General features: G+C 41.6%; 10 protein-coding genes. 8 read left to right on the top strand and 2 right to left on the bottom strand.

The window, feature by feature from the left end:
• Positions 1–149: 149 nt before the first annotated feature.
• Positions 150–851, bottom strand: coding sequence for an SIMPL domain-containing protein (locus HUK62_RS10510; protein WP_078388995.1), 702 nt, complete (start codon positions 849–851; stop codon positions 150–152).
• A gap of 473 nt (positions 852–1324) precedes the next feature.
• Between HUK62_RS10510 and HUK62_RS10505 the strand changes: the two genes are divergently transcribed.
• From HUK62_RS10505 to sohB, 7 genes are all read left to right on the top strand, one after another.
• Positions 1325–2698 carry a diaminobutyrate--2-oxoglutarate transaminase gene (locus HUK62_RS10505; RefSeq protein ID WP_004693606.1) on the top strand — a complete coding sequence of 458 codons (1374 nt, stop codon included), beginning with the start codon at positions 1325–1327 and terminating at the stop codon, positions 2696–2698.
• A 2-nt stretch (positions 2699–2700) separates the two neighbouring features.
• A complete protein-coding gene (locus tag HUK62_RS10500; RefSeq protein ID WP_125273101.1) occupies positions 2701–4233 on the top strand; it encodes an aspartate aminotransferase family protein in 1533 nt (510 codons plus the stop codon).
• A 1089-nt stretch (positions 4234–5322) separates the two neighbouring features.
• A complete protein-coding gene (locus tag HUK62_RS10495; RefSeq protein WP_176537816.1) occupies positions 5323–6348 on the top strand; it encodes a substrate-binding domain-containing protein in 1026 nt (341 codons plus the stop codon).
• Positions 6349–6452: 104 nt separating this feature from the next.
• The gene (gene pstC, locus HUK62_RS10490) at positions 6453–7832 is read left to right on the top strand and encodes a phosphate ABC transporter permease subunit PstC (protein ID WP_114836611.1); all 1380 of its coding nucleotides are present in this window, start codon (positions 6453–6455) and stop codon (positions 7830–7832) included.
• Entirely contained in the window at positions 7832–9220 is a 1389-nt protein-coding gene (gene pstA / locus HUK62_RS10485) for a phosphate ABC transporter permease PstA (protein ID WP_176537815.1), read from the top strand. The genes pstC and pstA overlap by 1 nt, the downstream gene beginning before the upstream one ends.
• A gap of 13 nt (positions 9221–9233) precedes the next feature.
• Entirely contained in the window at positions 9234–10148 is a 915-nt protein-coding gene (pstB, locus tag HUK62_RS10480; RefSeq protein WP_004693593.1) for a phosphate ABC transporter ATP-binding protein PstB, read from the top strand.
• Positions 10149–10438: 290 nt separating this feature from the next.
• Positions 10439–11401: a protease SohB gene (gene sohB / locus HUK62_RS10475; RefSeq protein WP_005399665.1), complete on the top strand. Its 963-nt coding sequence runs from the start codon at positions 10439–10441 to the stop codon at positions 11399–11401.
• Between the two features lie 78 nt (positions 11402–11479).
• Here the strand turns inward: sohB and HUK62_RS10470 are convergent, their stop codons facing one another.
• Entirely contained in the window at positions 11480–12691 is a 1212-nt protein-coding gene (locus HUK62_RS10470) for an aspartate aminotransferase family protein (RefSeq protein WP_125273105.1), read from the bottom strand.
• A gap of 162 nt (positions 12692–12853) precedes the next feature.
• On the opposite strand from HUK62_RS10470, the gene grxD reads away from it, so the two are divergent.
• Positions 12854–13195 (top strand): Grx4 family monothiol glutaredoxin, encoded by a 342-nt coding sequence (grxD, locus tag HUK62_RS10465; RefSeq protein WP_004693588.1) that lies wholly within the window; start codon positions 12854–12856, stop codon positions 13193–13195.
• Positions 13196–13239: the final 44 nt, after the last annotated feature.

Here is a 13239-nt window from a genome sequence, read left to right as displayed (position 1 = left end):
TGAACTTTGATGAAATCAAATAATAACCATTATCACTTGTTGCAATTAAAACGCTAAAATTAATAGGCGAATTAAAGTTTTTTTGATGGGGCACACAATAAAAAAGCCATGTTTAACATGGCTTTTTAGATGAATTTGAATGAAATCTGTTATTTAAGTTGAACAGTACCATTCGCATTCACAGTGATTTTAGATTCACCGCCTGCAACATCTTGCATTGGCGCATCAGCTGCTGCAAATTTTGCACTTTCTGCACGCATCATGACTGGGCGAGGGTAGTAGTTGCTGGTATTAATGTTTAAGTTAACCAAGTTATAACCTGACTTACTCCATGCTTGTGCTAACGATTGTGCACGCTGTTGAAAGTTTTTCGATGCTTCAATAATCAGCTCATTTTCGACTTTCTTACGTTGTGTGTCGGACACACTAAAGCCAATTGACTGCGTTTGGAAGTTTTGCTGTAGCTCACCAATCAATTGGCTCGCCGCTTTAAAATCGGTACTTTCTAAATTAATTTCAGCACGACCACGCCATTCTTTTAACTTTTGGTTGTCATCGTTGTAAATTGGGTAGGTGGTTTGAGAGCCTGTTTCGACTTTTACGCTTGGATATTTACGAGCTAAAGCTGTGGCTTGATTCATGAGCTGCGTAATTTGTGTTGCGAGTTCAGCAGGTTGTTTGTTACTACGTTCAATGTAAAGCGTTGCATTCATTAAATCGTTGGATACTTGGCGTGTTGCCTCGGCCTGAACATTGACAATATTGTAGTTTAATTGGTTCTCAGACTGAGCAAAAACTGCTGAGCTAAATAAAGCACTAAGCGCGATTGCTGGGATGAAGAATTGACGCATTTTTATTCCTTTTTTATTTAGGAGGAGTTTTGCAACATTTGTAAAAAGCTTAAAGCCAATTTGTGGTGAATTTGCGAAAATATTGTGGTTCGATTGTAAAAAAAAGGTACAAAATATTTTTCAGAAAAACCTAGATAAAGTGATTTATTTCAAAAACTTATTTTTCAACTCAGGTGCGTATTTTGAAATTTTGCGGCGAAGTTGAAAAATAAATAAATTCATCGGCTTTTCTTTACGTTGTCACACTATAAGAGGATAATTTAAGCTATGGTTTGGCATGATATATTTTTTTAGTAAATTTCTGGCAGATAATGTCCAAAAGCTGTTTATTTTATTGAAAATTTCTGTATCATCCGCCTCCTAGTTATGAAGTATCCAAACGCTATCTGACTAGATTTATAAAGCGCCGAGTCAAAGGACCAAAAGTCACCCGACTTATTTCTTTCAACCCATATCAGAGATGGTAATTCGATATGAGCGTTTCTTCTGTAAACCCTGCCACTAATACTACTAACGAATACTATTTGACTCGCCAAAGTCAGATGGAATCCAATGTTCGTAGCTATCCACGGAAATTACCGTTAGCGATAGCCAAAGCATTAGGCTGCTGGGTTACTGATGTTGAAGGTACAGAGTACCTCGATTGTTTAGCTGGGGCAGGAACATTGGCTTTGGGCCATAATCATCCTGCGGTAATTCAAAGTATTCAAGATACACTTGCAAGTGGTCTTCCTTTACATACTTTGGATTTAACGACACCTTTAAAAGATGCATTTACTGAAGCATTACTTGAACAATTACCAGGCGGTAAGGAAGAGTATTGTTTACAGTTCTGTGGTCCATCTGGTGCAGATGGCACGGAAGCAGCAATTAAATTAGCGAAGACGTATACCGGTCGTAGCACAGTGATTAGTTTCTCTGGCGGTTACCATGGTATGACGCACGGCGCTCTTGCAATGACAGGTAACCTGTCTGCGAAAAATGCTGTAAATGGTTTAATGCCAGGCGTTCAATTTATGCCGTATCCGCATGAATACCGTTGCCCACTTGGTTTAGGTGGTGAAGCGGGTGTGGATGCTTTGACGTATTTCTTTGAAAACTTCATTGAAGATGTTGAAAGTGGTGTAACCAAGCCAGCTGCTGTCATTCTTGAAGCAATTCAAGGTGAAGGCGGTGTGGTCACAGCGCCGACCAAATGGTTGAAAAAAATCCGCGAAGTGACTGAAAAACACAACATTGTGTTGATTCTTGACGAAGTTCAAGCAGGCTTTGCACGTTCAGGCAAAATGTTCGCATTTGAACATGCGGGTATTGAACCTGACGTAGTGGTGATGTCTAAAGCCGTTGGTGGTAGCTTACCACTTGCTGTATTAGGTATTAAACGTAAGTTTGATGCTTGGCAGCCAGCAGGTCACACGGGTACTTTCCGTGGTAACCAATTGGCAATGGGTACTGGTCTTGCAACGATCAAAACCATCAAAGAACAAAACCTTGCGCAAAATGCACAAGAACGTGGTGATTTCTTACAAGCTGAATTTAAAAAGCTTGCTCAAGAGTTCCCATGTATCGGTAATGTGCGTGGCCGTGGTTTGATGATTGGTGTTGAAATTGTTGATGAGCGTAAACCAGCGGATCATATGGGGTCTTTACCTGCAGATGGTCAATTGGCAGCAGCGATTCAAGCGGCATGCTTTAACAACAAATTGTTGTTAGAAAAAGGTGGCCGTAACGGTACAGTCATTCGTTTACTTTGCCCACTTATCATCACTCATGATGAATGTGTTGAAGCGGTTTCTCGCTTCAAGAAAGCAATTGCTGAAGCACTTGTTGCAACTCGAGGCGCGTAATCATGGTTGATTTTGCAGAACACCGTAAGGCGTTACTCTGCAATGATGCTGCATCTATTGCTGACTACTCGTCAGCAATGGACCAAGCGACTAAAGCAGTTGCAGCATGGTTGCAAAACGACAAAATGTACACGGGCGGTAGCATTAAAGAGCTCCGCAGTGCGATTGCATTTAATCCTTCTAAAGAAGGTTTGGGTGTACAAAAGTCACTTGAACGTATGGTTGAGCTTTTCTTAAACAAAAGCTTAAAAGTCCATCACCCGCACTCGCTCGCGCACTTGCACTGTCCAACTATGGTGACCAGTCAAATTGCTGAAGTGCTGATTAATGCAACGAATCAATCGATGGATTCGTGGGACCAAAGTCCTGCAGGTTCATTGATGGAAGTTCAGTTGATTGACTGGCTTCGTCAAAAAGTGGGTTATGGTGCAGGTCAAGCTGGTGTGTTCACTTCTGGTGGTACACAGTCAAACTTGATGGGTGTACTGCTTGCACGTGATGCATGTATTGCGAAAAACTGGAAAGACGAAAACGGTAATCCGTGGTCTGTACAGCGTGATGGTGTGCCGGGCGATGCGATGCGCAACGTCAAAGTTATTTGTTCTGAAAATGCACACTTCTCTGTGCAAAAGAACATGGCGATGATGGGCATGGGCTTCCAATCAGTCGTGACCGTTCCTGTGAACGAGAACGCGCAGATGGATGTGGATGCACTTGAAAAAACCATGGCTCACCTTCAAGCTGAAGGTAAAATCGTGGCGTGTGTAGTTGCAACTGCAGGTACGACCGATGCAGGCGCAATTGATCCACTGAAGCAAATTCGTGAAATCACCAACAAATATGGCGCGTGGATGCACATCGATGCGGCGTGGGGTGGTGCTTTAATCTTATCGAACAATCATCGCGATATGTTGGATGGTATTGAGCTTTCTGACTCAATTACGCTGGATTTCCATAAGCATTACTTCCAAACCATCTCTTGTGGTGCGTTCTTACTAAAAGACGAAGCGAATTATCGTTTCATGCACTATGAAGCTGAGTATTTAAACTCTGCTTATGACGAAGAGCATGGCGTGCCTAACCTCGTGTCTAAGTCACTTCAAACCACACGTCGTTTTGACGCGTTGAAGCTTTGGATGACTGTTGAAGCGCTTGGTGAAGAACTGTATGGTTCTATGATTGATCATGGCGTTACTTTAACTCGTGACGTTGCTGATTATATCAATGCAACTGCTGGTTTAGAGATGTTGGTTGATCCACAATTTGCATCTGTATTGTTCCGTGTGGTTCCAGAAGGCTATCCAGTAGAATTGCTTGATACCTTAAACCAAAACGTTGCAGATGAATTGTTTGCACGTGGTGAAGCGAATATTGGCGTAACTAAAGTAGGTCAAAATCAATCTTTGAAAATGACGACTTTAAGTCCAGTTGCGACTTTAGATAACGTGAAGAACCTGCTTGGTCTTGTCCTTGCAGAAGCGGATCGTATCAAAGGTTCAATCGCAGATGGAACCTATACACCTGCAATTGCTTAATCGATTGTTTGTGTTAAAAAAGGAGCTGATATCAGCTCCTTTTTTATGTGTTCTAAATATTAAAGAACATAACATCACTGGCTAAGTTTCTAATTTTAATTATGTTGGAGATGATTTATTTTTCTATGGAGTCGTTTTCGATATCTGCTTGAATTATGATTTTCAGGAAAATGAACTTCAATAGTTAAGACTAAAGCTAAATATTCGGGCTTTTGATTTTCAACAAGCAAATGATTTTCTTCACGAATTTTCAAGTTAAAGGTATGACCTGCACGACAGGAAAATTCTTGTCATAATCACGGGAAATTGGGGTAAATAAACGTGTTTGGCTAGCTGTCATGGGAAATGTCGCACTCATATGACTTGTCACGCTTCTTACGAAAAATGAATGGTTAAGGCGGCAGTAAGGGGAGGAGAAACCCAAAATCTCCTTCTTTGAGCTATCTTTTAGAAAAAAGATAAAGTGGTGTCATCAGAAATACCCATTATTCGGACAAATATTTCTAAAAATAAGAAAGGTACCTGAGTCTAAAAAGTCATAGATTTGCTCTCGTATTCAAGATGAGTATGCTATTTTCTAAGAAATAAATGGGGGATAAAAGGTAAAAATTAAGACCTAAATGACGCTCAATTTTCTAAATATGACACCACTCATTTGTCATTTATAGGTTATGAAATTCTGACAAATGGCGAAAATTTATATGGATTCTGCATATGGGTATACGCAAATTTTTATAGATTAGAAGGGCTATTCAATGTTAAAGAAATCAAAATCTATGGAATTTTTTTTGCTTTATGTACTGATTCTAAATGTGTTTTATTTTTTATAAAAGCGTAAAAGATGTTGATGTAAAATGAATTACGCACTCTCGGTATATCGGAATAAGAAAAATTCTTTAGGTGTTTAAACTGGGTGAAATTGAACAAAGTGTAACGAATCATGGACAAATAAAAATAAACATCATGAAAGTGTCACAATGCTGTAACTTGCTTGTCATATTCTGAAATCAAAATGCAGTTATCCAAAAAAGTACAAGACTGAATAAAAAGTGGCGTACTCCAAAATGTTTAATATGTGAGATAACAAATATGCGCTTAAACCATATCGCACTTGCAGTAGTAGTTTCTGGGGCAGCTGTAGCAACTACGGCAAACGCAGCTCGTGACACAATTCAAATTGCGGGTTCTTCAACAGTTTTACCGTATGCAAGTATTGTTGCTGAAGAGTTTGGCAATACCTTTCCACAATTTAAAGCACCAGTTGTTGGTTCTGGCGGTTCTTCAGGTGGCTTGAAACAGTTCTGTAATGGTGTGGGTGATAACACAATTGATATCGCAAACTCATCTCGTAAAATTAAAGATACAGAATTAGCTGCTTGTAAGAAAGCTGGTGTGAACCAAGTGATCGAAATCAAAATTGGTTATGACGGTATTGTATTTGCTTCAAATGCAAGCAAAGCAGCATACAAATTACGTCCACAGCACGTCTATGCAGCTTTAGCAGCGCAGTTACCATCTAACGGTAAAATGGTTGCAAACCCATATACACGTTGGAACCAAATTGACAAAAGCCTTCCAAACGAACCAATCACTTTAGTGATTCCAGCATCAAACCACGGTACACGTGAAGTGTTCCAAGAAAAAATGGTTGATGCAGGCTGCGAAACTTATGCTGCAATCAAAGCAATGAATAAAGATGCACAAAAGAAAGCATGTTCAACTTTCCGTAAAGACGGCAAAGTGATTGAGATTGCGGGTGACTACACTGAAACTTTAGCGCGCTTAAAAACGTCGCCTAGCGCAGTGGGTGTGTTTGGTTTAGGTTTCTATGACCAAAACCGTGACAAGTTACGTGTAGCGACAGTGAACAATGTTGTACCATCTGAAAAGACTATTTTGAATGGTTCATACCCAGTTTCTCGCCCACTATTCTTCTACGTGAAAGGCGAGCATTTGAAATCAATCAAAGGCTTAAAAGAATTCACTGAATACTTCATCAGCAAGAAAGTATCAGGTAAAGGTTCTAAGCTTGAGCGTGCTGGTTTGATCTCAATGTCAGACAAAGAGCGTGCAGCAGTTCTTGCGAACTTCAAAGCAGGCAAAGCGGTTAAGTAATTAAGCGTAGAAACAGTCAACGGTAGGCAAGTCCTACCTTTGACGTTTTTTACTAGGATTAAGTTTTTTCAAATAATGAAAATTGAAAGAACCGTGGAGAATACATGAATCTGCTACTTATAGGTGTGTTATTGGCACTGATTGCCATAGCCTATCAAATGGGCTTAAGTCAGAGCCGTAACTTAGCAGGTAAGGGAAATAATTCTGCAAAATTACACTCACGTCCGGGGTATTACGGTGCGTTAGTGGCTTTGTGGTGTGGTATCCCTGCTTTTTTAATTTTGATTGTTTGGAATATTGTTGAACCAAATGTTTTGAACCATGTGGTGTTAAATCACGTGCCAGCACAAGTCGCTGCAACCTTAGATGCTGCTAGTACGGATGTGTTGATCAACCGTGTGGAAGCGATTGCTTCAGGTTTTGGTGTAACAGATACACCAGCCGCGTATGAGCTTGCTGCTGCGGAGCAACTGGCGAAGTTTCAAAGCATTGGTACATTTGCCAAAATTGCAGTGGTGATTTGTGCGGCACTGGCAGGTTTAGTCGCTGCAAAAAAACGCATTGCAACTCAGTTCCGCGCTCGTAACCAAGTTGAGAAAACCATTAATGTTGCACTTGCGCTCTGTTCTGGTGTCGCGATTCTAACCACGATTGGTATCGTGATGTCGATGTTCAGCGAAGCGATGCGATTCTTCCAATTTGTGAGTCCACTCGACTTTTTCTTTGGTACAGTTTGGGATCCAGGATTTAGTACTTCAGGCAATGCTGAAGGTAGCTATGGTTTACTGCCACTACTTTGGGGCACCCTAATGGTTAGTGGTATTGCACTCTTGGTTGCGGTCCCAGTGGGTTTAATGATCGCGATCTATCTTGCTGAATATGCATCACCAAGTTTCCGTGCATGGGCGAAACCGACCATTGAAGTGCTCGCAGGGATTCCAACCATTGTTTACGGTGTATTTGCACTGATGATCATTGGTCCATTCTTTAAAATGTTGGGTGAGACGGTTGGTATTGAAATCAATACAACCAGTGCACTCACAGCGGGTTTCGTCATGGGCATCATGATTATTCCCTTTGTATCTTCACTGTCAGATGACATTATCACACAGGTGCCACGTGCATTGCGTGATGGTTCATTGGGCTTAGGTGCGACAAAGTCTGAAACCATCCGTCAAGTGGTATTACCAGCTGCATTGCCTGGTATTACAGGGGCATTTCTACTTGCTGTATCTCGGGCTGTAGGTGAAACCATGATTGTGGTTTTAGCAGCAGGGAACAGTCCTCTACTGCATGGTAATCCTTTCGAAGCGGTTTCAACTGTGACAGTAACGATTGTTAAACAGCTTACGGGTGATACGGACTTTGCGAGCCCACAAGCGCTGGTGGCATTTGCGCTAGGTTTAACTCTGTTTGTCATCACTTTAGGTTTAAACATTATTGCACTGTACATCGTGCGTAAATATCGTGAGCAGTACGACTAATGACGACTTCTAATAGCACAGCAGATCAAGTATTTGATCCACAACATGCGGCAGAATTACGAGAAAAGCGTAAGCAAACGATCAGTAATTCATTGGCAAAGCGCCACCGTAAAGAAAAAACCTTTCGTTTCTTTGGTTTCTCGGCCGTGATTGCAGGTTTATTCTTTGTTGTACTTCTTTTCGGCAGTATTTTAGCGAAAGGTTTGCCTGCATTTTGGCAAAGTAGCATGAGTTTACCAGTATACTTTGACCCTGCCATTATCACGACAGGGCCAAAACCTGTACAGCGCTCAGGAGAGTCTCCAGCGCAGTTTGAAGAGCGTTTTATCGCTTGGCAAACTGAAGTCGGAATGGTGGATTGGGATGCTTTAATCGTGAATGCCATGATTGCAAAAGACCCAGCACTTGCTTCTAAACGCGATGATTTAGCGTCTTTGTATACCAGTTCAGAAGCGTATCGCTTGCGTGATATGGTGATGAATGATCCATTATTGGTCGGTAAAAAAGAAGATATTAAAGTGCTTGCTGATGCAAACGTTGATGTGTGGCTTGCAGGAAATATTGACCGTAGTTTGCCTGACGAACAGCAACAGCTGAGTCCAGAAGTTCGTCAACTTGCCGATGAAATGAAAGCTTCGGGAGTAATGGAAAATACTTTTAATACCAACATTTTTGTCAGTCCAGACTCACGTAGTTCTCCTGCAACTTCAGGTTTAGCAGGGGCATTCATGGGGTCGCTGTTCATGATGCTGATCGTGATTATTATTGCGATCCCAATTGGTGTGGCATCTGCAATTTATCTCGAAGAATTTGCACCTAAAAACTGGATCACTGATGTCATTGAAGTCAACATTAACAACCTTGCAGCAGTTCCATCAATTGTTTTTGGTTTGCTCGGTGCTGCGATCTTTATTGGCTGGATGCATTTACCACTTTCTGCGCCATTGGTTGGTGGTTTGGTACTCAGCCTAATGACTTTACCGACGGTGATTATTACGACACGTGCATCGTTGAAAGCTGTACCACCTTCAATTCGTCAGGCAGCTTTAGGGCTCGGTGCTTCACGTGTACAAACCGTATTCCATCATGTTATACCTTTGGCGTTACCGGGCATCATGACAGGTTCAATTATCGGGATTGCACATGCTTTGGGTGAGACTGCACCGCTGCTTTTAATTGGTATGAGCGCATTCGTTGCAAGCGTGCCTACAACTCCATTTGATCAAGCAACTGCTTTACCTGTACAAGTGTATTTATGGCAAGGTAATGAGCTGCGTAACTTCTTCGAAGGGCGTACAGCGGCCGCGATTATTGTTCTGCTTGCAATGATGATTGGACTCAACAGTATTGCAATTTGGTTACGTAAGAAATTTGAAGTCCGTTGGTAAGTGAGGGCAAAATATGAATACCGTTGTTAAAAATTCCTTAGATCAGGATCAAACAGTGAATCAAGAACACACTCAATTTACAAACCCGAATACGACCTCAGGTCAGCAGGGTACTTCTTTTGTGTCGCAGTTTGATACACAGACTTCTGCTAAGAAAGATCAGGCACAAGGACAAGTCAAACTCAGCACTTCAGATGTACATGTTTACTATGGCGAAGCTGAAGCGATTAAAGGGATTGATCTGAATATCTACGAAAATGAAGTGATTGCATTTATTGGGCCATCAGGCTGCGGTAAATCGACCTTCTTGCGTACTTTGAACCGTATGAACGACACCATTGATAGCTGTCGTGTGACGGGTAAAGTGATGTTGGATAATCAAGATATTTATGACCCAAACCTAGATGTGGTACTGCTTCGCGCTCAAGTAGGTATGGTATTCCAGAAACCAAACCCATTCCCAAAGTCAATTTTTGATAACGTGGCTTATGGCCCTAAACTGCATGGTTTGGCGCGTGATAAGTATGACTTAGAAGAAATTGTAGAAAACAGCTTACGTAAAGCGGGCCTTTGGGACGAAGTCAAAGACCGTTTAAACCAACCGGGCACGGGCTTGTCGGGTGGTCAGCAGCAGCGTTTATGTATTGCACGTACCATTGCGGTAAGTCCAGAAGTGATTCTGATGGATGAGCCATGTTCAGCGCTTGACCCGATTGCAACAGCGAAAGTGGAAGAGCTTATTTCTGAGCTTTCAACGCAGTATACGATTGCAATTGTGACACACTCGATGCAGCAGGCTGCACGTGTATCAGACCGTACCGCTTACTTCCATTTAGGTGACTTGATTGAAGTGAACTCAACCGAGAAAGTCTTCACTCAGCCAGATCATCAGTTAACTGAAGCCTATATTACAGGTCGTTTCGGTTAATACGCACAACTTGAAATATTTGAAAAAACAGAGCCTAAGTGCTCTGTTTTTTTATGAGCGAGTATTTATTTTGGTGATTAAATAGCTATGATGATGGACATTGCGTATTGCAGTCATATTGGACAATAGATGCGAAGATGTGCTGTCTGAGATATTGACTCATCTTGTAAATGATTAAATGTGAAAGATAACGCATTACAGAATAAAACAAAAAATGGCTATTGAAAAAAAATGCCATTGACCTAATCTAGGTCATATATCGACGTATTATTTTAGAGAATATAATTTCTATGTTATTTCATTTACCGAAACTTCCCGCTGAAATTCGAATTACGCATTTAAATGCGCGCATCAATGAACAACGTAAAAAAATTGCGCAAACAACAGCCTCTAAATTAGAGTTATTGCAGCTGACTCAGCAGTTAGCGAAAGAGTCGCGTCACCGTAAAAAGGCCAATCAAAAAGTTTATATTCTAGATTTTAAAGGTGATACTGCGGCAACAGCGGTAGAAAGCTTACGTGAAGAAATCACCTTGATTTTAGCGACAGCCAAAGCAGGGCGTGATCGCGTTGTGGTGCGTTTAGAAAGCCCGGGCGGTATGGTGCATGGTTATGGTTTGGCTGCTGCACAATTGGTACGTTTACGTGATGCAGGTTTCAATCTCACTATCTGTGTCGATAAAGTTGCAGCGAGTGGCGGTTATATGATGGCATGTATCGCCAATCAGATTATTGCTGCACCTTTTGCGGTTGTTGGTTCAATTGGTGTAGTCGCGCAAGTCCCTAACTTTAATCGTCTGCTAAAAGAACACAATATCGATTTTGAATTGTACACAGCAGGACAATATAAACGTACAGTGACGATGTTTGGTGAAAATACAGCAGAAGGTAAGGCGAAGTTTGAAGAAGAGTTACAACAGACGCATGTGCTGTTTAAACACTTTGTTGAAAAATACCGTCCACAACTCAATGTTGAGAAAGTAGCGACAGGTGAGCACTGGTATGGTCAAGATGCTTTAGATTTGAATTTGGTCGATCAGTTACAAACTTCAGATGCTTATTTGCTTAATTTGCTGACCGATCATGATGTTTATGTCATCTCAACGCGTAAGAAACCGACTTTAGGTGAGAAGTTAGGCTTACAAGCTGCGCAAATGGCAGATGCCTTGGTACCAGCAGTCATGAATAAAGTGATAGAAACCTTAACTAAAACCAATGCAAGTTTGGTTCAAATGCGTGATCCAAAACTTTAATATTTAGTTGGCCGATTCAACTTAAAAGTCTGGTTCCGAAATATGCAAAAAGCAATTTTAGAACCAGACTTTTTTGTTTTAAGCTAAGTACGCTTTAATCATTTTCACTAGACGTTCAATCAGTTGATCCGCCTGATCTTTGGTAATATTCAAGGTCGGCAGTAAACGCACCACAGAACCCGCAGTAACGTTAATAATGGTGTGGTATTCATCACGAGCGATGTTGACCAAGTCACCACATGCTTTTGGTAGCTCCACACCAATCATCAAACCAAAGCCACGGACAATCACATTTTGATCGGCAAGTTGCTTACGCAGCTGTTCTACGATGTACGCACCTTGTTCAGCCGCATTTTGAACAATATTTTCTTTTTGCATAATGTCGATGATGGTATATACCACACGTGAACCCAATGCTGAGCCACTATATGTTGAACCGTGGTTACCTGCGGTCAGCACGCCTACACCACGACCTTGAGTCATCACCGCACCAATGGGAAAACCATTGCCTAAACCTTTGGCTGTGGTGAGTACATCAGGAATGATGTTGGTGTGTTGGTAGGCAAAGTATTCGCCTGTACGGCCATTACCAGTTTGAACTTCGTCCAACATCATCAGCCAGTTATGCTGATTACAGATCTGACGAATCTCTTCCAAGTAGCTAAAGCCTTGCGGAGCAGTGTTGACCCCACCTTCGCCCTGAATTGGTTCGACAAAGATTGCGACAATGTCAGGATGATGGATTGCAGCTTCTTCAATGGCTTCAATGTCGCCGAATGGGACACGAATAAAACCTTCAACCAATGGGCCAAAGCCTTCTTGGACTTTTTTGTTGCCTGTTGCCGATAAAGTTGCCATGGTACGCCCATGGAATGAGTGCTCTGCAACAATGATTTTTGGATTGGCAATGCCTTGCATGTAGCCAAATTTACGGGCAATTTTGATTGCACCTTCATTGGATTCTGCACCACTGTTTGAAAAGAACACTTCTTCCATGCCAGCAACTTCAGCAAGTTTTTGTGCTGCAGCCGTTTGCCAAGGCACTTCAAACAAGTTGCTAGTATGAATGAGCGTTGCAGCTTGTTCTGCAATCGCTTCTGCAATGACAGGATGAGCATGGCCTAAACCACAGACTGCAATACCCGTTAGCGCATCAAAGTATTCAGTACCATCTTCTGTGTACAGATAAGAGCCTCGACCTCGGACAAAGCTGATCGGCTGACGGCCAAATACTGGCATCAAATGAGAGGGTTGATCAGTTTGTACAGGAGCAAGGGTAATGTTATTCATGACTAACTCTTATCTGTTAGAGGGTAAGTGAAATCCAATATTAAGCAATTATGCTTGTAGTTTTAAAGCCTAAATCTAAATAAAAGTCGAAATATTGCTTTAGGCATACTGTTTTTCTACGTTTTGGGTATAATGCGGGTTAGATTAGTTGAGGATTGATCAATGACTGAACAAGCACGCGATACCGAAGCGTTAATTCGTGACCAAATTGCAAAACACGCTGTACTTCTTTATATGAAAGGCACCCCACAGTTTCCACAATGTGGTTTCTCTGCACGTGCTGTAGAAGCGCTTAGTCAAATTGGTCGTCCGTTTGCTTATGTGAATATTCTTGAAAATCCAGATATTCGTGCTTTGTTACCACAAATTGCAAACTGGCCTACATTCCCACAGTTATGGATCAACGGTGAGTTGATTGGTGGTAGTGACATTATTCTAGACATGTTCCAAAAAGGTGAATTACAACCTTTAGTTGAGCAGCATAGTCCAGCACCTGAAGCTTAATCTTCAGTTGTAAAAAAAGCGCCATTGAGGCGCTTTTTTTTTGT

This window comes from Acinetobacter sp. NEB 394 (assembly GCF_013374795.1).
In the GTDB taxonomy this organism is placed as follows: domain Bacteria; phylum Pseudomonadota; class Gammaproteobacteria; order Pseudomonadales; family Moraxellaceae; genus Acinetobacter; species Acinetobacter johnsonii.
This window is presented reverse-complemented; position numbering and strand designations above follow the sequence as displayed.

Bases quoted from the DNA above. Each gene is read 5' to 3' on its own strand.
- HUK62_RS10505 (WP_004693606.1), top strand. From the start codon at position 1,325: ATGAGCGTTTCTTCTGTAAACCCTGCCACTAATACTACTAACGAATAC.
- pstB (WP_004693593.1), top strand. From the start codon at position 9,234: ATGAATACCGTTGTTAAAAATTCCTTAGATCAGGATCAAACAGTGAAT.
- HUK62_RS10510 (WP_078388995.1), bottom strand. From the start codon at position 851: ATGCGTCAATTCTTCATCCCAGCAATCGCGCTTAGTGCTTTATTTAGC.
- grxD (WP_004693588.1), top strand. From the start codon at position 12,854: ATGACTGAACAAGCACGCGATACCGAAGCGTTAATTCGTGACCAAATT.
- sohB (WP_005399665.1), top strand. From the start codon at position 10,439: ATGTTATTTCATTTACCGAAACTTCCCGCTGAAATTCGAATTACGCAT.
- HUK62_RS10495 (WP_176537816.1), top strand. From the start codon at position 5,323: ATGCGCTTAAACCATATCGCACTTGCAGTAGTAGTTTCTGGGGCAGCT.
- pstA (WP_176537815.1), top strand. From the start codon at position 7,832: ATGACGACTTCTAATAGCACAGCAGATCAAGTATTTGATCCACAACAT.
- HUK62_RS10500 (WP_125273101.1), top strand. From the start codon at position 2,701: ATGGTTGATTTTGCAGAACACCGTAAGGCGTTACTCTGCAATGATGCT.
- pstC (WP_114836611.1), top strand. From the start codon at position 6,453: ATGAATCTGCTACTTATAGGTGTGTTATTGGCACTGATTGCCATAGCC.
- HUK62_RS10470 (WP_125273105.1), bottom strand. From the start codon at position 12,691: ATGAATAACATTACCCTTGCTCCTGTACAAACTGATCAACCCTCTCAT.